General features: G+C 64.9%; 23 protein-coding genes and 2 tRNA genes. 12 read left to right on the top strand and 13 right to left on the bottom strand.

Features of this window, described 5'->3' with window-relative positions:
* Positions 1-6: 6 nt before the first annotated feature.
* The 7 genes from AC1DXX_RS08525 to AC1DXX_RS08495 form a co-directional block, all read right to left on the bottom strand.
* Positions 7-708 carry a biotin-independent malonate decarboxylase subunit gamma gene (locus tag AC1DXX_RS08525; protein WP_478133738.1) on the bottom strand — a complete coding sequence of 234 codons (702 nt, stop codon included), beginning with the start codon at positions 706-708 and terminating at the stop codon, positions 7-9.
* Between the two features lie 14 nt (positions 709-722).
* Positions 723-1,601, bottom strand: a complete 879-nt coding sequence (locus AC1DXX_RS08520; protein WP_478133737.1) for a biotin-independent malonate decarboxylase subunit beta — start codon at positions 1,599-1,601, stop codon at positions 723-725.
* Entirely contained in the window at positions 1,598-1,930 is a 333-nt protein-coding gene (gene mdcC, locus AC1DXX_RS08515; RefSeq protein WP_478133736.1) for a malonate decarboxylase acyl carrier protein, read from the bottom strand. The genes AC1DXX_RS08520 and mdcC overlap by 4 nt, the downstream gene beginning before the upstream one ends.
* A 14-nt stretch (positions 1,931-1,944) precedes the next feature.
* Positions 1,945-3,627 (bottom strand): malonate decarboxylase subunit alpha, encoded by a 1,683-nt coding sequence (gene mdcA / locus AC1DXX_RS08510; RefSeq protein WP_478133735.1) that lies wholly within the window; start codon positions 3,625-3,627, stop codon positions 1,945-1,947.
* An 8-nt stretch (positions 3,628-3,635) separates the two neighbouring features.
* A complete protein-coding gene (gene madM, locus AC1DXX_RS08505) occupies positions 3,636-4,400 on the bottom strand; it encodes a malonate transporter subunit MadM (protein WP_478133734.1) in 765 nt (254 codons plus the stop codon).
* Positions 4,401-4,405: 5 nt separating this feature from the next.
* Positions 4,406-4,822, bottom strand: a complete 417-nt coding sequence (gene madL, locus AC1DXX_RS08500; RefSeq protein ID WP_478133733.1) for a malonate transporter subunit MadL — start codon at positions 4,820-4,822, stop codon at positions 4,406-4,408.
* Positions 4,823-4,954: 132 nt separating this feature from the next.
* On the bottom strand, positions 4,955-5,869 hold the full coding sequence (locus tag AC1DXX_RS08495) for a LysR family transcriptional regulator (protein WP_478133775.1): 915 nt from the start codon (positions 5,867-5,869) through the stop codon (positions 4,955-4,957).
* Positions 5,870-6,499: 630 nt separating this feature from the next.
* Here AC1DXX_RS08495 and AC1DXX_RS08490 point away from each other — a divergent pair.
* On the top strand, positions 6,500-6,904 hold the full coding sequence (locus tag AC1DXX_RS08490) for a hypothetical protein (RefSeq protein ID WP_478133732.1): 405 nt from the start codon (positions 6,500-6,502) through the stop codon (positions 6,902-6,904).
* A gap of 132 nt (positions 6,905-7,036) precedes the next feature.
* On the opposite strand, the gene AC1DXX_RS08485 is transcribed toward AC1DXX_RS08490, so the two are convergent.
* Positions 7,037-7,113 (bottom strand) — tRNA-Arg (locus AC1DXX_RS08485).
* Between the two features lie 531 nt (positions 7,114-7,644).
* Between AC1DXX_RS08485 and AC1DXX_RS08480 the strand changes: the two genes are divergently transcribed.
* Complete coding sequence (locus AC1DXX_RS08480; protein ID WP_478133731.1) at positions 7,645-8,760, top strand: acyltransferase family protein; 1,116 nt, start codon at positions 7,645-7,647, stop codon at positions 8,758-8,760.
* Positions 8,761-8,980: 220 nt separating this feature from the next.
* Here the strand turns inward: AC1DXX_RS08480 and AC1DXX_RS08475 are convergent.
* From AC1DXX_RS08475 to AC1DXX_RS08460, 4 genes are all read right to left on the bottom strand, one after another.
* Positions 8,981-9,057 (bottom strand) — tRNA-Pro (locus AC1DXX_RS08475).
* A 34-nt stretch (positions 9,058-9,091) separates the two neighbouring features.
* Complete coding sequence (locus AC1DXX_RS08470; protein ID WP_478133730.1) at positions 9,092-9,796, bottom strand: glutathione binding-like protein; 705 nt, start codon at positions 9,794-9,796, stop codon at positions 9,092-9,094.
* 101 nt (positions 9,797-9,897) lie between these two features.
* Positions 9,898-10,161, bottom strand: a complete 264-nt coding sequence (locus tag AC1DXX_RS08465) for a UBP-type zinc finger domain-containing protein (protein ID WP_478133729.1) — start codon at positions 10,159-10,161, stop codon at positions 9,898-9,900.
* A 44-nt stretch (positions 10,162-10,205) separates the two neighbouring features.
* The gene (locus tag AC1DXX_RS08460) at positions 10,206-11,885 is read right to left on the bottom strand and encodes an FAD-dependent oxidoreductase (RefSeq protein ID WP_478133728.1); all 1,680 of its coding nucleotides are present in this window, start codon (positions 11,883-11,885) and stop codon (positions 10,206-10,208) included.
* Positions 11,886-12,030: 145 nt separating this feature from the next.
* Between AC1DXX_RS08460 and AC1DXX_RS08455 the strand changes: the two genes are divergently transcribed.
* The 4 genes from AC1DXX_RS08455 to AC1DXX_RS08440 all read left to right on the top strand — a co-directional run bounded on the left by AC1DXX_RS08455 (position 12,031) and on the right by AC1DXX_RS08440 (position 16,789).
* Positions 12,031-12,912, top strand: a complete 882-nt coding sequence (locus AC1DXX_RS08455; protein ID WP_478133727.1) for a GNAT family N-acetyltransferase — start codon at positions 12,031-12,033, stop codon at positions 12,910-12,912.
* A 176-nt stretch (positions 12,913-13,088) separates the two neighbouring features.
* Complete coding sequence (gene ppk1 / locus AC1DXX_RS08450) at positions 13,089-15,230, top strand: polyphosphate kinase 1 (protein ID WP_478133726.1); 2,142 nt, start codon at positions 13,089-13,091, stop codon at positions 15,228-15,230.
* A gap of 19 nt (positions 15,231-15,249) precedes the next feature.
* Complete coding sequence (locus tag AC1DXX_RS08445; RefSeq protein ID WP_478133774.1) at positions 15,250-15,711, top strand: SixA phosphatase family protein; 462 nt, start codon at positions 15,250-15,252, stop codon at positions 15,709-15,711.
* Positions 15,712-15,937: 226 nt separating this feature from the next.
* On the top strand, positions 15,938-16,789 hold the full coding sequence (locus AC1DXX_RS08440) for a hypothetical protein (RefSeq protein WP_478133725.1): 852 nt from the start codon (positions 15,938-15,940) through the stop codon (positions 16,787-16,789).
* A gap of 11 nt (positions 16,790-16,800) precedes the next feature.
* Here AC1DXX_RS08440 and AC1DXX_RS08435 read toward each other — a convergent pair whose 3' ends face one another.
* Positions 16,801-18,321 (bottom strand): Ppx/GppA phosphatase family protein, encoded by a 1,521-nt coding sequence (locus AC1DXX_RS08435; RefSeq protein WP_478133724.1) that lies wholly within the window; start codon positions 18,319-18,321, stop codon positions 16,801-16,803.
* A gap of 252 nt (positions 18,322-18,573) precedes the next feature.
* Here AC1DXX_RS08435 and pstS point away from each other — a divergent pair, with 252 nt between their 5' ends.
* From pstS to phoB, 6 genes are read left to right on the top strand one after another with little or no spacing between them, the layout of a single operon-like run.
* A complete protein-coding gene (gene pstS, locus AC1DXX_RS08430; RefSeq protein ID WP_478133723.1) occupies positions 18,574-19,611 on the top strand; it encodes a phosphate ABC transporter substrate-binding protein PstS in 1,038 nt (345 codons plus the stop codon).
* Positions 19,612-19,641: 30 nt separating this feature from the next.
* Positions 19,642-20,724 carry a phosphate ABC transporter permease subunit PstC gene (gene pstC / locus AC1DXX_RS08425; protein WP_478133722.1) on the top strand — a complete coding sequence of 361 codons (1,083 nt, stop codon included), beginning with the start codon at positions 19,642-19,644 and terminating at the stop codon, positions 20,722-20,724.
* Positions 20,721-21,605, top strand: a complete 885-nt coding sequence (gene pstA, locus AC1DXX_RS08420) for a phosphate ABC transporter permease PstA (protein ID WP_478133721.1) — start codon at positions 20,721-20,723, stop codon at positions 21,603-21,605. The genes pstC and pstA overlap by 4 nt, the downstream gene beginning before the upstream one ends.
* A gap of 17 nt (positions 21,606-21,622) precedes the next feature.
* Positions 21,623-22,402, top strand: a complete 780-nt coding sequence (gene pstB / locus AC1DXX_RS08415; RefSeq protein WP_478133720.1) for a phosphate ABC transporter ATP-binding protein PstB — start codon at positions 21,623-21,625, stop codon at positions 22,400-22,402.
* A 9-nt stretch (positions 22,403-22,411) separates the two neighbouring features.
* A complete protein-coding gene (phoU, locus tag AC1DXX_RS08410; protein WP_478133719.1) occupies positions 22,412-23,113 on the top strand; it encodes a phosphate signaling complex protein PhoU in 702 nt (233 codons plus the stop codon).
* Between the two features lie 27 nt (positions 23,114-23,140).
* Positions 23,141-23,833 (top strand): phosphate regulon transcriptional regulator PhoB, encoded by a 693-nt coding sequence (gene phoB, locus AC1DXX_RS08405; RefSeq protein ID WP_007836652.1) that lies wholly within the window; start codon positions 23,141-23,143, stop codon positions 23,831-23,833.
* Positions 23,834-23,858 lie beyond the last annotated feature (25 nt).

Here is a 23,858-nt window from a genome sequence, read left to right as displayed (position 1 = left end):
TTGCGTTCAGGCCGCGTCCAGCACGCGCTGCACGACCCCGGCGGCAAGCCGGCGTCCGCCCCGTTCGGCGCCATCGCGCGCGCGCAGGTCGTCGGTCGGTGTGTTGGCGAGCGCGTCGCGCAGGCAGGCCTGCAAGTCGTCCCGCCACAGCGCGCGCACGCCCCCCATGGCCACATAGTTCTCCACGCCCGGTGCGAACACCGGATTGGATCGCGACAGGGCGGTGAGCGTGTCTTCCGGCAGCTTGGTCACGCGCGCCATGGCGGGGATGCGCATCACGCGGATTTCGGCATCCGGCAATGCGAAGCAGGCGTCGGCAATCAACCCCGAGGTGATGAAGCCGCCGGACAAGGCTTGGTCATACACCAGGCCGATCACGCGGTGGCCGCGGCGCCGCGCCAGATCGATGCTTGCGCCCAGGTGCGCCATCGCACGATTGATGCCGAGCAATTCATCGCGTCGACGCAGTTGCTGACCCTGGGTGTCGATCAGCAGCAGGATCGGCCGGCCTGGGTGCTGCTTGATGGTGTCGAGCACCACGCGGGCCTGCGCCAGGGCAAGCTGGACGCCGATCGGTGCATGGTTGGTGGTGCCGATCACCGTGAGCGGCTCGCCTTCGAATATCACTTCGCCCTGCAGGAAGTCACCGGTCGCGCGCATGCCGTGATAGGAGCCGAAGAGCTGGGTGGCAAGGGAGTTCCATTGCATCTGATGTTCCTTGGCTAGTTGGTGCGCAGGGCGCGCACGGCTTCCACCGGAAGGTCCGGGATACGCTGCGCATCGGCGATGCCCAATGCGCTCCAGAGCAGCGTCGCCTCGTCGTGGCCGTCAGTGTCGTCCGGCAAGGCATGCAGGCGCGCCGTGAGCAATGCGTGCTCCTCTTCCAACGCGGCCAGGGTCAATGACTTCGACACATCGATTGCTGCGATGGCCGCTGCGCGGAATTCCGCCACATCGTCTTCGACCAGCGCGTCGCAGTCTCCCGTCAGCCAGCGGTGCTTGCCGCCGGTCGTGCGCCAGACCAGCGCGCGGTCGCGCGAGTCGAACTCCTCCACGCCATGCGAAGCTTCGATCACTTCGGGCCCCGACATCGCCAGCCGCCCGACATCGCTCATCACGATGAAGTCGGCACAGCGCGCCACGATGCCCATGCCGCCGAAGCAGCCGTTGGCGCCGCCGATCAGCACGACGACGGGAATGCCCGCAGCACGCACGTCGAGCAGGGCGCGCATCACTTCCGACACCGCGATGAGGCCGGCGTTGGCCTCGTGCAATCGCACGCCGCCCGATTCGGCCAGCAGCAGCACCGCCGCCGGCCGATCGCGCAGCGCGCGCTGCAGCAGGCCGACCAGCTTGGCGCCGTGCACCTCGCCAACGCCGCCGCCCATGAACGCGCCTTCCTGCGCGGCAACGAACACCTGGCGGCCATCCAGTGTCGCGCGGCCGATGGCCACGCCGTCGTCGAACGCGCAGGGCACGCCGAGTTGCGCCAGATGCGGGCTCATGACCCGCTCGCTCGGAGGCAGCCATTCATGAAAGCTGCCGGCATCGAGCAGCAGGGCCAGCCGCTCGCGCGCCGAGCATTCGGCAAAGCTGATCATGGCTGTCCTCCGCCGATCTCGGCGACCGCCTGGTCGAGCCGCAGGCTCACCACTGCGGGCGTGGCGCCCATGTCGTTGATCGAAATGCGTATGCCGGCCAATGGATGGCGTGCATGGAAGTCGTTCATCACGGCCTGCCAGATCGGCCCGAAGCCGCGCGCCGAGGTCTCCACGCGCACGGCGCAGCCGTTGCCGCCAGTTGGCTCGAGCAGCACCTCCAGGTTGCCGGAGCCGACGACGCCGACCAGGATCGGCGCAAATGCGGCGGCCGGGCGGCCGCCCGGGAAAGAAAAGTCCAGGGTTTCGAGCCCTGCGGGAACGTCGCTCATCGTCGAATCTCCTGCTACCAGTTTCTGAAGCGCTTGGGCGGTTGGTACAGGCCGCCCGAGGCGCGCACCAGGTCGCGCATGCTGCGCGCGGCCAGCAGATTGCGCGTGGCCTGGCGGGGGTCGATGCCCAAGTCCTGCGGCCGGCGGATCACACCGCGGTCGCGCAGGTTCTCGACCGCGCGCTTGTCGCGTGCCAGGCCCACCGCGGTATAGCCGGCCACGCCGCGGATGGCCTGCTCGCGCTCCGCATCGCTGCGGCACAGCAGCAGGTTGGCAATACCTTCCTCGGTGAGGATGTGCGTGACGTCGTCGCCGTAGATCATGATCGGCGGCAACTCCATGCCGGCCTGCTCCTGCAGCGTCCATGCATCGAGCCTGTCGACAAAGGCCGGTTGCATGTGTTCGCGGAAGGTCTCGACCATCTGCACGACCAGCTTTTGCCCGCGCGGCGTGCCGGCCGCACCCGTGCGCCCGGCACGCGCCTCGCGCCCGGCCTTGAGCCAGGCGGGGCTCGCATGGCGACGGCCGCGCGCGTCGGCGCCCATGTTGGGGGCGCCGCCGAAGCCGGCGATGCGGCCCAGCGTGGCGGTGGAGCTGTTGCCATCGAGGTCGATCTGCAAGGTCGAGCCGATGAACATGTCGCACGCGTAGTGCCCGGCCGCCTGGCAGAAGGCGCGGTTGCTGCGCAGGCTGCCGTCGGCGCCGGTGAAGAACACGTCGGAGCGCGCGCGGATGTAGTCCTCCATGCCCAGCTCGGAGCCGAAGGAGTGCACCGACTCCACCCAGCCCGCTTCGATAGCCGGGATCAATGCCGGATGCGGGTTCAATGCCCAGTGCTTGCCGATCTTGCCCTTGAGGCCGAGCGACTCCGCGTAGGTGGGCAGCAGCAGCTCGATGGCCGCGGTGTCGAAGCCGATGCCGTGGTTGAGGCGCTGCACGCCGTACTCGGCATAGATGCCCTTGATGGCCATCATCGCCATCAGTACCTGGACCTCGCTGATCTGCGCCGGGTCKCGCGTGAAGAGCGGCTCGATGAAATTGGGGCGTGGCGCCTTGACGACGAAGTTCACCCAGTCGGCCGGAATGTCGATGCGCGGCAGCGTCGTGGTCTTGCCGTCGACCAGTTCGTTGACCTGCGCGATCACGATGCCGCCCGAAAACGCCGTGGCCTCGACAATCGCCGGCGTGTCTTCGGTGTTGGGGCCGGTGTAGAGATTTCCTTCGGCGTCGGCCGCCTGCGCCGCGACCAGTGCTACCTTGGGCGTCAGGTCGACGAAATAGCGTGCGAACAGTTCGAGGTAGGTGTGGATCGCGCCGATCTCGATGCGCCCGGCCGACACCAGCTTGGCCAGCCGCGCGCCCTGCGGGCCTGAAAAGCTGAAGTCCAGGCGGGCCGCCACGCCGTTCTCGAAGACGTCCAGGTGCTCGGGCAGCGCCAGCACCGACTGCACCATGTGCAGGCCGTGCACCCGCTGCGGATCCACGTTCACCAGCGCCTGCGCGAGGAAGTCGGCCTGCTTCTGGTTGTTGCCTTCGAGGCAGACCCGGTCGCCGGGTGCCAGGACAGCCTCCAGGAGCTTGCCGATGGCTTCGGTGGCGACACGCTTGCCCGCCAGGTCGGCCCCGAGCGCGTTGGCCGCTCGCGCAAGACGCGCCGCGCGGTTCTCGGCCTTGGTGTTCCAGTTCATGTGGTCCATGGAGATCCTCAACCCACCAGTGCCTTGGTGGCAAAAAACAGCACCGATGGCCCCATCAGGCAACCGAGGCCGGTGTGAAAGGTCGCTACGAGTGCGCCGTAGGGCACCAGCTTGCGGTCGGTCGCGGCGAGTCCGGCGGAAACGCCGCTCACGGTGCCCGCAAGCCCGCCGAACACCATTGCCGAGCGCGGCGTCTTCAACGCCAGGAAGCGTGCCGCAATGGGCGTGCCCACCATCACGATGATGGCCTTGACCAATCCTGTCGCGATGCTCAGCGCCATCACGTCCGGGCTCGCGCCGATGGCCGCACCCGTGACGGGGCCGACGATGTAGGTGACGGCGCCCGCACCGATGGTGGTCATGCTCACCGCGTCGGAGTAGCCGAAGGCGCGTGCAATGCATGCGCCGACGATGAAGGGCAGCACGGTGCCCAGCAGCAGCGACACCGCGCCGACCAGCCCCGCCTTGCGCGCCTCGGTGGCCTGGACTTCGAAGGCGGTGGCCACGATCGCGAAGTCGCGCAGCATTGCACCGCCCATCAGCCCGATGCCGCCGAACAGCGACATGTCGGCCAGCCCCTTGTGACCGCCGGTCTGCGTGCCGCCCCAGTAGGCGAGCGCCAGACCGATCACGATCGCGATGGCCGAACCGTGCACGCGGCCGAAGGTCAGCCGGCGCGAGATCTGGCCCRACAGCAGGATGATCAGACCGACCACCGCGAAGGCGGTCACGAGGCCATTCTCGATGGCGGCTTTTTCGAGGATTTCGAGCATGTCGCTCACTCCGCTTCGGTCAGCAGGGGGTTGTCGTGCAACCGGGGCGGGCCCTCTGCTTCAGCGGGGAGCCGTTCCGTGCGGTTGATCACCGCGATCACGCAGGCGCAGACCGCGACGGCGGCGATGGCCGAAAGCACCGCGACCGGGCCGCCGCGCAGCGCCGCGACCATGTCCTGCTGCGCCGCCATGGCGACGACGACGGGGATGTACATGGCGCCCCAGTACTCGACGCCCAGCTCCGTGAGCTTCGGCAGGATGTCGCGCTTTTGCATGTAGAGCCGCGCGAAGATCAGCAGCAGCATGGCGATGCCGACGCCGCCGACGTTGGTCTTCACGCCAAGCGCCTGCCCAAGCAGATCGCCAAGGAAAATGCCCAGCAGGTGGCATACGGCCAGCAGTGCGGTTCCGAGGATGATCATGTGCGTCTCCTGTTTTTGTGCCGCGCAAGATGCGCGGCGTTCTGGAGACGTACGGTATCGGCGGGGTCCCTCGTGATCAATTAACCGAGGGTGGCGATGCTTACGGCGCGCGAAACGGTTGCGGGTAAACCCTTAAGACAATTCGGCCTTCGAGGTGCGGCACAGCGTCAGCAGCGCGAGCAGGTTGGGGTCGCGTTCGCGCGTGCGCAGGAAATTGAGCGCGATGGTCTGGCGCATCAGGTATCTGGGCTGTAATGGGATCAATCGCACGTTCTGCGGCATGACGCCACGTACTCTGCCCGGCAGCAGCGTGTAGCCGACGCCGCCGCTGACCAGGTTCATGAGCGAGAAGATGTCCCCTGTCTTCATCACCACGTTCGGCGTGAAGCCGGCCACGCGAAACGACTCCACGAAACCGCTGTACGTGATGAAGCCTTCGCTCAGGCTGACGAATCGTTCGCTGGCGCACGCCCCAAGATCGATCTCCTTCTGCGCCGAATAGGGGGAGCCCACTGGTGCGGCGAACTGGATGTCGTCCTCGAACAGAGGCTCCGATTCGACGTCGGAGGTCCCTTCGGGGACCGCCATGAGGGCGACATCGATCACGCCATCGCGCAGCTTCTGCAGCAGGTCGGCATTGGACCCCAGCACGAGCTCGGTGTGCAGGTCCGGCATGCGCAGCTTCAATCCCATGATCAGCCGCGGCACCGTTCGGCTTGTCAAGGAGTAGAGTGAGCCGATCCGGATTCGATCGGACGAGTAGCCGGCGACTTCTCGCGTCGCGCGGATGCCCTCGGACATCGCGCGCAAGACATCGCGTGCTACCTCTGCAAGTGCCTGCGCCGCGTCGGTCGGGTGTAGGTTACGGCCCTCGTGCCGAAACAATGCGCAGCGTAGGCCCGACTCCAGCGCATGCAGGGCTCGGTGCACGCTCACCGCGCTGGTCTCGAGCTTTTCTGCCGCACGGGCGAGATTGCCGGTCTCCATGAAGACCAGCAGAATTTCGAGCCGGCGGAAGGTGATTTCTTCGTCGACGTGCAGATGCATGATCGGTTGGCGGATGAAGTGCGGATAGTAAGACAGCTGGGTCTGGTTCACGCTCGTCGGCGCGCTTTGTCCTTGAAGAGCCCACGACCACATGGTTCGACATGTTCCGCATCGAAAATGGCAAGAAATTTGCCTGAAGCACGGCCTCTATCTGCAGACTCAGTGCCTGAAGTGCGGAGGGCGATTCTCAAGCAGTCGGCAATGGCATGGGCCGCTTGATCATTGTCCCCAATGCGGCTGCGACCTTGCGGGCGCCTCGCCTGAGCAGATAGAGCACGCGAGTTTCCGAGCGAAGGAAAGAAGCGAATCCGCGACATTCGATCGCGTAGCCGTTGAACTCTCTGCCGAACTAGTGGCGTCGACAACTCGCATCCTTCGCGAAGAACTTGCCCTCAAGGTCGGTGTCGAACCGTTGCTGGAGCGAGTCGCTTCGCTAGGCATTGCTGACTTGCAGGAGCTCTGGGGCGCCGTGCTCGATTGCAGAAGTCAACGATGCACGATCTGAGTCACGGAAAGGGCGGAGCGAATCTCCCGAACTTGACCCGCTTGGCTATAGTCGCTCAGGTTTCCCTTGCGGGTGTGCTCGTTCCAGTGCTTTGGCGGTTAAACCCCCCCGACGCTGCTTGGGCAATGCAATTGCCACAGCCAAAGCAGCGTTGTCTGCGTGATTGGGCTCGAATTCGTGCGGAGAGTTCGGGGATTGCTGCAGGGCCGGAGGCGGCTTCGCCGACGGCGATTGCAAAGCAGTTGAACATCGATCCCAGGCTTTTTCGGGAGCGAATGGGTGACCTTGCACAGGAGATGAGGCGTCGTGCGCAGGTGGAGCGAGCGCGCCGTGTTGAGGAACGGGTCGCACAGTTGACGCTCCGCATCATGGAGCAGCGCAAGGCTCTCCTCGGCTCAGCCCAGCGACCATCCTGCCGGCGCATCGCCAGCCGGATTCAGTTGTCACGCAACAACAAGATCTTCAAAATGAGTTGGAAGCGCAGTCTGCAGCTTGCCGCACAGCCCGTACAAGTGCGAACTGACGGCTAGTGAGCAGAACGGCAAGCGCTGGTTTTGGGAATCTACGATAGATTGGCCGAGAAAAAATCTACTCAATTCGCGCGAAATGGCCAGAGTTCGCCTCCAGTCACAAGGTAGATGCGATCTACAGAGGGAGATTGATGGCCTGCCCGGAGGGGATCGAACCCCCGACAACCTGCTTAGAAGGCAGGTGCTCTATCCAACTGAGCTACGGGCAGATTCCGGGGCGGACAGAAGCAAAAACGAAATACAGAAGAGAAACTTGATCGGGTGAAAGGATTCGAGTCTTCGACCTTTTGGTCAAAAAAGACAAAATTCCTATATAAATCAACAACTTATCGCTGCTTTCTTCTAACGGACGCATCCGCTTTTTCTATCGTTTTTCCTCTGGCACGGAAACGTCGTTGGAAGGAGTTTAGCGCGTCGCGCCGCTCTTTTTCGCGTGCTTGTGCCAGACATAGTCGGCGACCTCTCCAGGGCGTAGAACCGAGCGACCTGTTACAGCACGCCACTCGGTAGCGCTTGCCCGCTGTTGAGCGTCACATTCGGCGCAGTGATCGCTTTCGGGCAGGTCTGCTACTGCTGAGGCGTGCTGGGAAGTGCGTGCGCGAGATTGCAAAACAGGTCGCGAAGTAGACTCGTAGCTCGTTGCGTTGTCTCGTTGGCCGAACTGCAAGACTTGGCTGATCAAAGCCAACGTGACAGTGTTTTCGAAGGGGCCCACAAAAAATAGCAGATGAGGAGTCATTTTGAAGGATGCACAGAGGTGGGCGCAGGTGGGCGGGCGAATCGATTTCGTTGATTCCCTGAGAGGCTTGGCGGTATTGTTGGTCCTGTGGGACCACCTTGTAGGGAGTTATCTGATCAACCGACACCAGTCTTGGTGGCCTCACGAGTTGATTTCTGAATATGTGAATACGCCTCTGGGAATCATTCAAGATTTTGGATGGTTCGGTGTATGCCTTTTTTTCCTCATCAGCGGATATGTGATCACGCATGTGGCGCAACGCGAAACYGGCAGCCAGTTTACGATCCGGCGGCTTCTGCGCATTTATCCGCCATTGGCGGTGGCCATCCTGCTGGCAGTGGCATTGGCTCCGCTGTCCGGGGAAACCGTAGCCAAAGGGTGGCGGGAAATTCTATGGGGAATGACGTTGCTGAATTACGTCAAGGTTCCGCAGAACGTTGTGCTGGGTGTCGCCTGGACGCTTGTGGTTGAGATAGCCTTTTACTCCCTGGTGGCTCTGCAGACCTTCTTCTTTGGACGCCGCCATCGAATTGCCGTATGCCTCAACTTATCGTTGTGTATTTTGACGATCGCCTGTTGCCGGCGGTTTGGTGACGATTTCTTTCTATTGGCCACCTCGATCAGCTATATCCCGTACTTGATAGTGGGTCAAATCGTTTACCTGAGATCGCGAGGGATCGTCGGGAATTGGTTTATGGCAGCAGCCGGCATTGTTGCGTTTTTGGCCATCCAGTACGGCATCCGCGAAATCCACGTGGGATTTCGTCCTCTGAACAATTCCTATCTGTTGTCGTTCATCTTCGCATTGAGTTTGTTCGTGGTGGCGATGCTGATCAATCTCAAGCCGGTGCGTCTCGTTTCATTCAGCGCCGAGATAAGCTACTCTCTCTATCTTGTGCATGGTCCGGTAGGATATTTGGTGCTTGCCTTGGGCTCTCACTTGGGCTTGCCATTTTCCGTTTCTCTACTTCTAGCCATTGCCGCCGTTTTTGTCGTGGCAGTCGCATTGAACCGGCTGGTGGAGCGCCCCTCTCAAGCGCTTGCGCGAAGATGGACCCAAACGAGAAAGGTCATCTCGCAGGAGGAGGGCAAAGCACCGGTGCCGGCTTTGCATTGAAACGACTGTCGCCCAGTCCTTCGAAGGAGTGAAGCCTCGAGTTCCTTCAAAAGGCGGCTCTTCCCATGAATTGACCCATCAACTTCGTTTTGTGTCTGCGAAGTCGATTCGGGCCTGGGCGTCTCAGTCCTCCGTTAGAAAAATCTCAAACGGTTAGAAAATCGGCGCAGAAAGCAAAATGCCTGCAATAACGTAAGTCATTGCAGGCATTCACTTTTTTTGGTCGGGGCGAAAGGATTCGAACCTTCGACCCTCTGGTCCCAAACCAGATGCGCTACCAGGCTGCGCTACACCCCGACAAGCCTTCTATTCTAGCCCGGATATCGGGCCCTCAGCGTTTCTCGTACTGCGTCTTGCCGAAAAGAATCTCGCGCTCCTTGTCGCCGGTGATCGGCTGGCGTAGATCGGCCAGCACTTTCACGCCGCGCTGCACGGCCGGGCGGGCGGCGATGCCGTCGAACCAGGCCTTCAGGTGCGGGAAGTCGGTGAGGGTGATGCCCTGGTTTTCCCAGCTGCGCAGCCACGGGAAGATCGCGATGTCGGCAATCGAATAGCTCTTGCCGGCAATGAACCTGTTTTTCGACAGCTGCTTGTCGATCACGCCGTAGAGGCGGCGGGCTTCGTTGGTGTAGCGGTCGATCGCATAGGCGATCTTCTCGGGCGCGTACATGCGGAAGTGGTGGGCCTGGCCGAGCATGGGGCCGACGCCGCCCATCTGGAACATCAGCCACTGCAGCACCTCATAGCGATCGCGGTCGCCGGTGGRCAGCAGCTTGCCGGTCTTGCCGGCAAGGTAGACGAGGATGGCGCCCGATTCGAAGAGCGAGATCGGCTTGCCGTCCGGACCGTCGGGGTCGGTGATGGCGGGGATCTTGTTGTTCGGGCTGATCTGCAGGAACTCAGGGGCGAACTGGTCGCCCTTGCCGATGTTCACGGGGTGCGCGTGGTACGGCAGGCCGCACTCCTCCAGCATGATGTGAATCTTGTGGCCGTTCGGCGTAGGCCAGGAATAAACCTCGATGGTCGATGCGGGCATGTCGCGGGCTCCGATGTGCGTATGTGATGCGAGGGAGGCAGCATATACGTGGGAATCCAAACGCGTGCTGGCGCGGGAATTCGTCCCCGCGCCAGCTTTTTTCAGCCCACCTGCCGTTCGTGCGCGTTGCACCACATCCAGTCTTCGCCAGGCTCGAGCGACCGGATCACGGGATGCCCTTCGGCCTGCGAATGCCTCGTGGCATGCCGGTTCTTCGACGAGTCGCAGCAGCCCACGTGGCCGCAGTGCACGCAGAGGCGAAGGTGGATCCAGGTGTCGCCGGTCTTCAGGCAGTCCTCGCACCCGCGCCGGGTGTGGGGTTGCGCGATGGCGGAGGGCACGTGGTCGCAGGCTTTGATGGGCACCGAAGAGCTCCTTGTCGTCTTGTAAGGGTGAATGTGAACGTGCGTCAGGCCACGGCCGTGGCCTGCGACAGGTGTTGATGGATCAGTGCCACCGCGGCGGCGCCTTCGCCGATCGCGCCGCCCACGCGCTTGACCGAACCCGAGCGCACGTCGCCCACGGCGAACACGCCCGACACGCTGGATTCGAGCGCCGTGGCCGGCCGCGCGGGAAAGCCGCTGCTGGCTGCCGCGCCGGTCAGCACGAAGCCGTGCTTGTCGACAGCCACCCCGCAGCCTTCGAGCCATGAGGTCTCGGGCTCGGCGCCGACGAACAGGAAGATATTGCGTGCCGCGCAGTCATGCTCCTTGCCCGTCGTGTGGCAGCGCCACGTCGCGCCCGTGAGGCCCTCGTCCGAGCCGCCATGCAGGCGCACGAGTTCGGTGTGCGGTTGCAGTTCGATGTTGGGCGTGGCCTCGATGCGGTCGATCAGGTAGCGCGACATGCTGGCCGCCAGCGACGGCCCGCGCACCAGCACATTGACCTTGGCCGCGTGGCGCGACAGAAACACCGCGGCCTGGCCCGCCGAATTGCCGCCGCCGACCAGCGCCACTTCCTGCTTCGAGCAGATCCTGGCTTCGATGGCCGAGGCCCAGTACCAGATGCCGCGGCCCTCGAATTCGGCAAGGCGCGGAACATCGGGGCGCCGGTAGTGCGCGCCGCTCGCAATCACCACGGTGCGCGCGTGGATCGTCCGGCCATCGGCCAGGGCCATGGCGAGGCTGCCGAGGGCATTGTTGCGCGTGCAGTCCAGCGACACGACCTTGGCCGGAATCAGCATTTCGACGCCGAACTTCTGGGCCTGCACGAAGGCGCGGCCGGCGAGCGCCTGCCCCGAGATGCCGGTCGGAAAACCCAGGTAGTTCTCGATGCGCGCGCTGGCGCCAGCCTGGCCGCCGAAGGCGCGGCAGTCGAGCACGATCACGCGCAGCCCCTCGGAGGCGGCATACACCGCGGTCGCGAGGCCGGCCGGCCCGGCGCCGACCACGGCCACGTCGAACAGCTCGTCGCGTTCGGCGGTGTCGACCATGCCGAGGCAGCGCGCCAGCGCGTCCTCGGCGGGGTTCACCAGCACGGAGCCGTCGGGGCACACGGCCAGCAGCTGGCAGGTGCCGTACTGTTCCAGCAGCGCGGCGGCGTCGGGGTCTTCGGCCGCATCGACCAGGTGATACGGGTAGCCGTTGCGGCGCAGGAAGTTCTCCAGCCGCGCCATGTCGGGCGACTCAGGCTTGCCGATCAGCACCGGCCCGCTGGCGCCGGATTCGATCAGCGCCACCCGCCGCAGGATCAGCGCGCGGGTGATGCGCTCGCCGAGGTCGGCTTCGGCCACCAGCAGCGCGCGCAGTTGCGCGGGCGGCACGACCAGTGCCTCGACGTCTTCGTCGGCATGGCCGTCGACCAGGGCAGGGCGGCCGCTCAGCTGGCCGACTTCGGCCAGGAATTCGCCCGGCCCCTGGCGCACGATGGGCACCACGTGGCCGAGGCCGTCGCGCTGCGTGACGGAGACCACGCCCTTGAGCAGCACGAACATGCCGGGGCCTGTTTCGCCGGCGGTGAAGAGCCGCTCGCCGCGCGCGAACTGCTGCACGGTGCCGAAGCGCGCAATGCGCGCAATCTCGGTGTCACTGAGGGTGGGAAAGGTCTGGTGAAGACGGCTGTTGCCGGTGCCGCTCAAGTCTGTTGCCATGTGTCCAAGCTCCATTTCGCGAATCCACCGCATTAGACGACGAAGCGCCCCGAACGCGCTGTAACACCGTCATGCACCTGCAATGTTCCTGACATGCCGGTTTCATCGGAGGTGTCGAGACTCCCTCGGCAGAAAGGGACTCCCCATGAAAGAACTGCCCAACCCGACGTTTCCGCTTTCGCAGATCGGGCTGCGCGCGGCCTTGTGGCCCGCACCGGTGGCCGGAACGGCCGCAGCCGCCCGCACGTCGGTGCCCGAGGCGCCGGCGGCCGTCATCGTGCCGCCCGTCATCGAGACGAAGCAGGGCGTCACCGTGAGCTGGGCCCGCCACCTCGACGACGTGCGCGCCGCACAGCGCCTGCGTCACGATGTGTTCGTCGGCGAAATGGGCGCGCGCCTGACCACGCCGCTGGCCGGCCACGACATCGACCTGTTCGACGACTTCTGCGAGCACCTGCTGGTGCGCGACGAGCTCACCCAGCAGGTGATCGGCACCTACCGCGTGCTGACGCCGGCCCAGGCCCGCCGCGTCGGCAGCACCTACAGCGACACCGAATTCGACCTGACCCGGCTGCGCGACCTGCGCGAGCGCATGGTCGAGCTCGGCCGCAGCTGCGTGCATCCGGAGCATCGCCAGGGCGGGGTGATCCTGGCGCTGTGGGGCGCGCTGGCTGCTTTCATGCACCGCAACAAGCTCGACACCATGATCGGCTGCGCGAGCATTCCGATGTCGCACAACGGCGTGACGAGCGGCGACGCAGCGGCCAGCATCTGGCGCCAGCTGTCGGCCAGCCACATGGCGCCGATCCAGTACCAGGTGCAGCCGCGCCTGCCGCTGCCGGTCGAACGGCTCGACAGCGCGCTCGACGTCGAGCCGCCGGCGCTCATCAAGGGCTACCTGCGCCTGGGTGCCAAGGTGCTGGGCGCGCCCGCCTGGGATCCGGACTTCAACACGGCAGACCTGCCGATGCTGATGCGCATCGACGATCTGCCGGCACGGTACCGCAAGCACTTTCTGGGCGCATGAAGCCGGCGGCCGCCCGGCCGGCCGGGCCGCTTGCTTCTCCGCCTGATGCGTCAAGACTGCCGGCGGAGGGGTCGAAGGCGTCACGCGAATGTCATGGAACTGTCACAAGCGAGGCTGACACTGTCATATTTCAGCCTATGTGTGCTCCCGTGCCGCTTGCTCCAGAATCCTTGCTCATGCAATCCGTCCCCGCAGAAGACCTCTCGTTGGCTGTCGAGGCGCCGACGTTCACGCTGCTGGACCGCGACCACAGCATCCTGTCATTCAATGAGCGCGTGCTCGACTGGGCTCACAGGCCCGAGGTGCCGCTGATCGAGCGGCTTCGCTACCTTTGCATCGTTTCGTCGAACCTCGACGAGTTCTTCGAGGTCCGCGCCGCGCCGCACCTGATTGCCGGCAGCGCCGGTGATCAGAAGGGCACCTACACCGTCGATTCGTTCGAGAGGCTGGCCGAGGCGGCGCACAAGCTCGTGGCGCGCCAGTACGCGCTTTACAACGACGAGCTGATGCCGACCTTCGCGACGCACGGCATCCACATCATTTCGCATGGCGAACGCAACCCGGCGCAGCGCAAATGGGTGAGCGAGTATTTCGAGCGCGAAGTGCGCCCGCTGCTGATCCCCGTCGGGCTGGACCCGGCGCACCCGTTTCCGCAAGTGGCCAACAAGTCGCTCAACTTCATCGTGCGGCTGGGCGGCAAGGATGCCTTCGGGCGCGAAAACCCGATCCAGATCGTCAAGCTGCCGCGCGTGCTGCCGCGCCTGATCCGCATGCCGGCCAAGGTGTCGGACGGCAAGACGCTGTTCGTCGCCTTGTCGAGTGTGGTGCGGGCGCACCTGTCGAGCATGTTCCCGGGCCGCGAGGTGGGCGATTTCTCGCAGTTCCGCGTCACGCGGCACTCCGATCTCGCGGTCGACGAGGAAGACGTCAAGAACCTGCGCACCGCGTTGCGCCAGGGGCTGCAGCATCGCCACTACGGGCAGGCTGTGCGCCTCGAGGTGTCGGCCAGCTGTGCCGAATCGCTCGCGAGCTTTCTGCTGGCGCAGTTCAACCTGCCGCCGCAGGCGCTGTACCGGGTGCATGGGCCGGTGAACCTGGCCCGGCTCACGCAGCTGATCGACCTGATCGACGAGCCGCAACTGCGCTTTGCGCCGTATCCGGCGTCCTACCCCGTCACGCTGTCGCCTACCCAGTCGTTCTTCGAGCGGCTGCAGCACGGTGACGTGCTGATCCATCAGCCCTTCGAGAGCTTCGAAGGCGTGCTTGCCTTCCTGCGCGAAGCCGTGTCGGACCCGCAGGTGCTGGCTATCAAGCAGACCATCTATCGCACCGGAGCCGATTCGGAGCTGATGGACCTGCTGCGCGAAGCCGTGCGCCGCGGCAAGGAAGTCACGGTGGTGGTGGAGCTCAAGGCGCGCTTCGACGAAGAGGCCAACATCAACTGGGCCGAGATGCTCGAGTCGATCGGCGCCCAGGTGGTGTATGGCGTGGTCGGCCTGAAGACCCACGCCAAGATGCTGCTGGTGACGCGCCGCGAGGGCAAGCAGCTGCGCCGATATGGCCATCTCTCCACCGGCAACTACAACCCGCGCACCGCCAAGCTGTATACCGACATCAGCCATCTCACGGCCGATCCGCTGCTGACGGCCGACATGGAGGCCGTGTTCGTCCATCTCGCGAGCCAGAGCAAACTGCCCAAGCTCAACCGCATGTGGCTCGCACCTTTCGACCTGCACAAGAACCTGGCCGCGCAGATCGATGCCCTGGGCCTTGCTTCGGCGAACGGCGAGCCCACGCGCATCGTCGCCAAGATGAATGCGCTGACCGACGACGAGCTGATTGCCGCGCTGATCCGCGCGGGGCAGAAGGGCGTGAAGATCGACCTGATCGTGCGCGGTGCGTGCACCTTGCCGGCCCAGGTGCCGGGGCTGACCGACAACATCCGCGTGCGCTCGGTGATCGGCCGCTTCCTCGAGCATTCGCGGGTCTTCTATTTCCGCAGGGGCGAAGAAGAGTCGCTCTACCTCTCGAGCGCCGACTGGATGAACCGCAACATGATGCGCCGCATCGAACTCGCCTGGCCGGTGACCGACCCGGGCCTGCGCCAGCGCCTCATCGACGAGTGCCTGGTGGCCTACCTGCATGACGGCCGCGATGCCTGGGACCTGGGCGGTGACGGTATCTACACGCGCGTCGACCATGACACGCATCCGGGCGAGGCGGGCGCTTCCCGCATGGTCGAGGCGCACGGTGCGCAGGCCGCGCTCATGAACCGTTATGCATCACGAGGGCATCATCGCGATGCATCCAGCAACTGATGTTCGAAAGACGATGACCATGGACTTGATCTTCTGGCGCCACGCCGAAGCCGAGGACTGGACCGAGGGTTGCGACGACATGCAGCGCTCGCTCACCGCACGCGGCGAAAAACAGGCCAAGCGCATGGCAAGCTGGCTGGACCGGCAGTTGCCCGACGGCACCCGCATCATCTGCAGCCCCGCGCGGCGCTGCGAGCAGACCGCCCTGGCGCTGGGCCGCAAGTACAAGCTGCGCGCCGAGCTGGCGCCCGACACCACGGCCGAGGCGATGCTCGGTGCGGCCGGCTGGCCCAACGGCAAGTCGGTGGTGCTGATGATCGGCCACCAGCCGTCGGTGGGGCAGGCCATTTCGCTTCTTCTCGGGCTGAAGCAGGACAGCTGTCCGGTGAGAAAAGGCGCTCTCTGGTGGATTCGCACCCGCGAGCGCGACGGCGACGTGCAGACCGTCGTGGTCACGGTGCAGTCGCCCGAGCTTCTCTAGCTGTTACAGCCGTCCTCCGCCGCGGACACCCATACCTGACGCTCCGGACAGGCGCTTTGTCACGGTCGCGGGCAGAGGTGGCAGGGCGCTTGTCTCCCGGAAGAAGGGGCGAACCGCTCATGTGCGCATGCGGCGCAATTTCTACAGTGACTCCCGCGGCAATGTGCTTTTGACCCCGATGAGGGAAAGAAGCGGTGCCGGTCGACCACTTCACTGGGGAACACGCATGGAACTGCTCAACCCGCTGCCAAGACGCTTCATGAACATGCTGCGTGAAGACGCGGACATGTCGTTGAAGACGCTGATTTCTCTGCTTGTTGCTGCAGCCCTGCTGTCAGGGTGCGCGGCGAACACCTCCCGGCCTGCGCTGCAGACCCGCCACGATGCCGCCCGATCGATCGAGAAGGTCGAGCTCGTCTACAACGAGGAAGACCAATTGATCGTCACGGACGGCGGCGGGTCCGGGCTGACGGGCTTCGCAGGGTTTCTGGGACCCATCGGTGCGTTGTTGGCTCTCTCCGTCGATACCAACAGCCGAATGACGATGGCCGCCCGGACCGACCAGCGCAGCAAGGAGTTCACGGCCGCAGTGAAGAACAGCGGAGCGACCATGGCGCTCAACAGGCAGTTCGCAGAGCGACTGGCGGCGCGCCTGCGGGACAGCGGCCGCGAGGTGAAGCTGACGCCTTTCATGCGCGCGACCGGACAGCTCGCTGAGATGCAGGTGCGGGAACTCCAGCCCACTCCCGGCTACAGCACATTGATCTTGCGGATCACGACGGCTTATGGAGCGGCCGATGCGACATCCAGCTTCAAGCCGTACGTTTCGGTGGAGCAGTTGCTGAGGAACGAGAAGCAGTCCGTCGTGCACCAGACGACACAGACCTCCGACGTGAGCGAACCGACCTATTTCCTGTACGACGGCCTGCTCAAGGACACCGCAGGCGCTCACGAAGGGCTGAAGCAGGGGCTTGACCGGATCGTGCAGTCGGCCTATGCCGGCATGTTCGGGGAAGACGAGCCGCGCAAGGCCGGCGGTGCGGAAGTCACGCGGACGGCCGGCCTCGACGCGAAGTGAAATGAAACGGCTCAGGCGCCGCTGAGTTCCACGCGCCAGTTGCTGGTCTTCTGCCAGGCCAGTACTTCCTCGCGCAGCAGGTGCGCGGACTGCGGATAGGCCTCGGCCCAGTCGGGCGCGCAGGCAATCGTGAAAGCCCGGGCTCCCAGCGCCGCGAGATGCAGCGCCTGAGGATCGGGATCGCGGCGCGCGTGGCACAGGATGAGCGCGAGCCGCAGCGACAGCAGCTGCATCACGAAGGTCTCGTCTTCCAGCGCGGCGTCGAGCTTGCGCAGCTTTCCGCGCTGCCCCAGCACCAGCTGGCCGAGCGCATGCAGTTCGTTGACGGCGAAGCCGGGCGCGTCGGTGTTGTCGAGGATGTAGGCGCCGTGCTTGTGATAGTCGCTGTGCGAAACCAGCGCCCCGATTTCGTGCAGCTGTGCGGCCCAGCCGAGCTTGCGCAGCGCCCGGCCCGCGCGGTTGGAGGTGCTGCCGCCTCGCGCGGCGGGCGCCAGCTGCACGAACAGGGTGGCGGCGGTTTCGCCCACCCGCCTGGCTTGCGCCGGATCGGCCGAGAAGCGGCTCGCCAGCCGGGCCACCGTGGCGGTGCGCATGTCGGCCACGCTCTGGTCGCGTTCCAGCAATTCGTAGAGCACGCCGTGGCGCAGAGCGCCCTGGGCCACCTTCATTTCGTCGATGCCGAGCAGGTCGAACACCGCGCGCAGCACGCTCACGCCGCCGCCGATCACGGCCTTGCGGTCTTCGCGCATGCCGTCGATGCGCAGCTTGTCGGCGCTGCCGGCCTTGAGCAGGCGGTCGAGCAGCCAGTCGAGGCCTTCGCGGGTGACGAGGCCGGGCTCGGCGCCGGCCGCGGCCAACACGTCGCCCACCGCGCCGATGGTGCCGGAGGCGCCGTAGGCGACGTCCCACTGGTCGCGGCTGTAGCTGCCGAGCGCGTCGTCGAGCACCGCCTTGGCGGCCACTTCGGCGGCGCGGAAGGCGGCGGGCGTGAACTGGCCCTCGGCGAAGTGCTTCATCGACCAGGCGACGCTGCCGACGCGGTACGACTCCATCAGGTCGGCTTCGAGCGCGCGGCCGATGATCATTTCGGTGGAGCGCCCGCCGATGTCCACCACCAGGCGGCGCTCGCGGTCGGAGGCGTCGGTGTGCGGCAGCATGTGCGCCACGCCCTGATAGATAAGGCGGGCTTCTTCCCGGCCCGGGATCACGTCGATGCCGAACCCCAGGATGGTGCGTGCACGCAGCAGGAATTCTTCGCGGTTGCGCGCCTCGCGCAGCGTCTGCGTGGCCACGGCGCGCACCTGCGAGCGCTTGAATCCGGCCAGGCGTTCGCCGAAACGCGCGAGCGCGTCCCAGCCGCGCTGCATGGCCTCGGTCGTGAGGTTGCGTGCGCTGTCCAGGCCGTTGCCCTGGCGCACTGTTTCCTTGAGGTACTCGGTGCGGTGGATCTGGCCGTGGTCGACCTGTCCGATTTCGAGTCTGAAGCTGTTCGAACCGAGATCGACTGCGGCGAGGCGGGTGCCGTTTTGCATGTAGTTGTAGTGAAGAGGGCGGTGTCTTTGATCGTAGCGCCGTGACAGGCGTGCCGCCTCCCGAATCGCTTAGCGGCGAGGTTCGGAAGGCTAGGCGTGTCGCATGACGGTTATATGACAGCGTCACACAAGCGGCAGGGCGAATATCGGCATTTTCCCTCGACAGAGGGGTGTCACACCGATGTCACACAAGCTTTTTAGAGTGCGTCCAAGCCCGAAACGGGACTACTTCTTACTTCTAAAGGAAGCTTCATGAAAACAACGTTCAAATTTGCAGCAGCTGGCCTCGTGGCCGCTGCTTTCGCCCAGGTTCCTGCCTTCGCACAAGACGTAACCGGCGCCGGCGCCAGCTTCCCGGCCCCCCTGTACGCCAAGTGGGCTTCCGATTTCAACAAGGCCACCGGCGTCAAGATCAACTACCAATCGGTCGGTTCGGGCGCCGGCCTGAAGCAGATCGAGGCCAAGACCGTCGATTTCGGGGCTTCCGACGCTCCCCTGAAGGACGACGAGCTCCAGGCCAAGGGCCTGATGCAGTTCCCCACCGTCATCGGCGGCGTGATCCCCGTGGTCAACATCCAGGGCATCAAACCGGGCGAACTGAAGCTCAACGGCCAGGTCCTGGGCGACATCTACCTCGGCAAGATCACCAAGTGGAACGACCCCGCCATCAAGGCGCTCAACGGCTCGCTCGCCCTGCCGGACGCCGCCATCGCACCGGTTCGCCGTGCCGACGGTTCGGGCACCAGCTTCCTGTTCACCAACTACCTGAGCAAGGTCAACGCCGAGTGGAAGACCAAGGTCGGCGAAGGCACGGCCGTCAACTGGCCCACCGGCGCGGGCGGCAAGGGCAATGAAGGCGTTGCAGCCTTCGTGAACCGCCTGCCCAACTCGATCGGCTACGTCGAGTACGCCTACGTCAAGCAGAACAAGATGACCTACGCCCAGCTGCAGAACGCCGCCGGTTCGTTCGTCTCGCCCGAAGACAGCGCCTTCAAGGCCGCCGCCGCCGGCGCCGACTGGAACAAGAGCTTCTACCAGGTGCTGACCAACCAGGCCGGCAAGGATGCATGGCCCATCACCGGCGCCACCTTCATCCTGATGCACAAGGTGCAGGACAAGCCCGCCAACGCGACCACCGTGCTCAAGTTCTTCGACTGGGCCTACAAGAGCGGCGACAAGACGGCCGACGATCTCGACTACGTGCCGATGCCCGATGCCGTGAAGGCCACCATCGCCAAGGCATGGGGTGAAGTGAAGGACGCATCGGGCAAGCCCGTCGCGTTCAAGTAAATCCACCCACCAGTCCAGAACGGCGCGACCATGAGCAGCACTTCGCTCGAGGACGCGCCGCTTTCGTCTTTGCCGGAGCGACCCGTGTCATCCACTTTTCCTGCTGCTGCCGCCACGTATGACCTCGCGGCCGACCGCGGCCGCACTGCTGCCTCCCCACCACCGGCCAAGGCGCCGCGTTCCGGCCCCATGGCCGACCGGCTGTTCGGCTGGGCTGCCAAGGGCGCCGCGCTGCTGACGCTGGCGATGCTGATCGGCATCCTGGTGTCGCTGGTCGCCGGTGCCTGGCCCGCCATTGCCAAGTACGGCCTCGGCTTCCTCACGAGCAGCGTGTGGGACCCGGTGCAGAACGAGTACGGCGGCCTCGTGATGATCTACGGCACGCTGGCCACCTCGATCATCGCGCTGGTGATCGCCGTGCCCGTGAGCTTCGGCATTGCGCTGTTCCTGACCGAGCTGTCGCCCAACTGGCTCAAGCGTCCGCTGGGCACGGCCATCGAGCTGCTCGCTGCCGTGCCGTCGATCGTGTACGGCATGTGGGGCCTGCTGGTCTTCGGCCCGATCCTGTCGACCTGGGTGCAGCAGCCGCTGCAGAAGCTGCTCGCCGGCGTGCCGTACCTCGGCGCGCTGGTGTCCGGCCCGCCCGTGGGCATCGGCATCCTGTCGGCCGGCATCATCCTCGCGATCATGATCATCCCGTTCATCGCCTCGGTGATGCGCGACGTGTTCGAAGTGACGCCGCCGCTGCTCAAGGAGTCGGCCTACGGCCTCGGCTCCACCACCTGGGAGGTCGTCTCCAAGGTCGTGCTGCCCTACACCAAGGCCGGCGTGATCGGCGGCATCATGCTCGGCCTCGGCCGGGCGCTGGGTGAAACGATGGCGGTCACCTTCGTGATCGGCAACATGAACCAGCTCAACTCGCTTTCCGTGTTCGAGGCTGCCAACAGCATCACCTCGGCACTCGCCAACGAATTCGCCGAAGCCGGCGCGGGCCTGCACCAGGCTGCGCTGATGTACCTCGGCCTGGTGCTGTTCTTCATCACCTTCGTCGTGCTCTCGCTCTCGAAGATGCTGCTGGCCCAGATGAAGAAGAGCGAAGGGACCAAGTCATGAGTACCGCTCAAAGCCTGCTGAACGCCAAGGCGCTCGCCGAAACGCGCCAGGCCAAGTTTGCCTCGCGCAACCGTGTCAACAAGATCGCGCTCACCCTGTCGCTCGCGGCGATGGTGTTCGGTGTGTTCTGGCTGGTGTGGATCCTCTGGGAAACGCTGCGCCTCGGCATCGGCGGACTGGCGCTCGCCACCTTCACCGAGATGACGCCGCCGCCGAACGAGGTGGGCGGCATCGCCAACGCGATCTACGGTTCGTTCGTGATGGTGGCGCTGGCCACCTTCGTGGGCACGCCGATCGGCATCATGGCCGGCATCTACCTGGCCGAGTACAACCCCAAGGGCTGGCTCGCCGCGGTCACGCGCTTCGTCAACGACATCCTGCTGTCGGCGCCGTCGATCGTGATCGGCCTGTTCGTCTATGCCGTGGTGGTGGCCTATTTCAAGACCTTCTCGGGTCTGGCCGGTGCGCTGGCGCTCGCGCTGATCGTGATTCCGGTGGTGATCCGCACCACCGAGAACATGCTGCAGCTGGTGCCGCCTGGTTTGCGCGAAGCAGCCTATGCATTGGGCGCGCCGAAGTGGAAGGTCATCCTGAGCATCACGCTGCGTGCCGCACGCGCTGGCGTGGTCACGGGTGTGCTGCTCGCCGTGGCGCGCATCGCGGGCGAAACCGCGCCGCTGCTCTTCACCGCGCTCAACAACCAGTTCTGGACCTCCGACGTGAGCCAGCCGATGGCCAGCCTGCCGGTCACGATTTTCAAGTTCGCGATGAGCCCGTACGAGAACTGGCAACAGCTGGCCTGGGCCGGCGTGTTCCTGATCACCGTCGCCGTGCTCGCCCTCAATATCCTGGCGCGGATCCTGACGCGCAACAAACACTGACTGAAGAAGAAGCTTCCATGCCAAATACCGTCGCACAACCGTCGCGCTCGAAGATCTCGGTCAAGGACCTGAACTTCTACTACGGCAAATTCCACGCGCTCAAGGGCATCAACCTCGAGATCCCCGAGAACAAGGTCACGGCCTTCATCGGCCCGTCGGGCTGCGGCAAGTCGACCCTGCTGCGCACCTTCAACCGCATGTTCGAGCTCTATCCCGAGCAGCGGGCCGAGGGCACGATCGCCCTCGACGGCGAAAACCTGCTGACCTCCAAGCAGGACGTGGCGCTGATCCGTGCCAAGGTCGGCATGGTGTTCCAGAAACCCACGCCGTTCCCGATGTCGATCTACGACAACATCGCCTTCGGCGTGAAGCTGTTCGAAAATCTCAGTGCGAGCGAAATGGACGACCGCGTCGAGTGGGCGCTCAAGAAGGCCGCGCTCTGGACCGAAGTGCGCGACAAGCTTCAGCAAAGCGGCTCGGGCCTCTCCGGCGGCCAGCAGCAGCGCCTGTGCATTGCGCGCGGCATCGCGATCAAGCCCGAAGTGCTGCTGCTCGACGAACCCTGCTCGGCGCTCGACCCGATCTCGACCGCGAAGATCGAAGAGTTGATCGCCGAGCTGAAAAGCGAGTACACCGTGGTCATCGTGACCCACAACATGCAACAGGCCGCCCGCTGCAGCGACTACACCGCCTACATGTACCTGGGCGACCTGATCGAATTCGGCGCGACCGAGCAGATGTTCTTCAAGCCGCAGCGCAAGGAGACCGAGGACTACATCACCGGCCGTTTCGGCTAAGGAGACACCATGACCGAAAAACATTTGTCCAGCCAGTTCGACAGCGAACTCAACGGCGTCTCGTCGCGCGTGATGGAGCTCGGCGGCATGGTCGAGTCGCAGATCCACCAGGCGGTGTATGCGCTGCTGCAGTTCGATCCCGAAGCGGCCGACCGCGTGATGGAAACCGAGAACCGCGTCAATGCGATGGAAATCGACATCGACCGCGAACTCTCCTCGATCATTGCGCGCCGCCAGCCGACCGCACGCGACCTGCGCCTGCTGATCGCCATCTCCAAGACCACCGCCAACCTCGAGCGCGTGGGCGACGAGGCCAACAAGATCGCGCGCATGGTCAAGTCGATCATCGAGAGCGGTTCGGCCCGCCAGTTGCCCACGACCGAGCTGCGTATCGCGGCCGACCTGGCCTCGGGCCTGCTGCGCACCGCGCTCGATGCGTTCGCACGGCTCGACACTGCCGCGGCGCTGTCGATCCTGAAGGACGACGACCTGATCGACAAGGAGTTCGACGGCTTCGTGCGCAAGCTGGTCACCTACATGATGGAAGACCCCCGCACCATCTCGGCCAGCCTCGACCTGCTGTTCCTGGCGAAGGCCATCGAGCGCATCGGCGACCACGCCAAGAACATCGCCGAGTTCATCATCTACATCGTCAAGGGCGCCGATGTGCGGCACACTTCGATGCAGGAAATTGAATCGGCACTGCAGTAACCGCTGCAGCAAGACTCCCAAGAAAGCATGAAGAAACCCCGAGTCCTGATCGTCGAAGACGAGTCCTCGATTGCCGAGCTGATCGCGGTCAACCTGCGCCACAACGGCTTCGAGCCGATCTGGTCGGAAGACGGTGCGGCAGCGCAGCGAGAGATCGATGCCTTCCTGCCGGACCTGATCCTGCTCGACTGGATGCTGCCGGGCCAGAGCGGCCTGCAGCTTGCGCGCCAGTGGCGCAAGGACCCGCGCACCAAGGCCATCCCGATCCTGATGCTGACTGCGCGCGGCGACGAGCCCGACAAGGTGGCCGGCCTCGACGCCGGTGCCGACGACTACATCACCAAGCCCTTCTCGACGCAGGAAATGCTGGCCCGCATCCGTGCGGTGCTGCGCCGCCGCGCGCCCGAGGTGGTGACCGAGCGTGTCGAGATCGGCGAACTCGCGCTCGACACCTCCACGCACCGCGTGACCTGGCAGGGCGGCGCGCTCAAGGTCGGACCGACCGAGTTCAAGCTGCTGGCCTACCTGATGCAGCATGCCGAGCGCGTGCACAGCCGCGCGCAGCTGCTCGACAAGGTGTGGGGCGACCACGTCTACATCGAGGAACGCACGGTCGACGTGCACGTCAAGCGCCTGCGCGAATCGCTCGGTGCGGCCGCGCCGATGGTGGAAACCGTCCGGGGAGCAGGCTACCGCCTGACCGCCCAAGTCACGGTTTGAGCGCCGTGGTGTCCCTCGGCCGCGG

The organism is Variovorax sp. P4_B10, assembly GCF_056402375.1.
The sequence above is the reverse complement of the archived record's forward strand: the minus strand, read 5'-3'. Positions and strand labels throughout refer to the sequence as shown.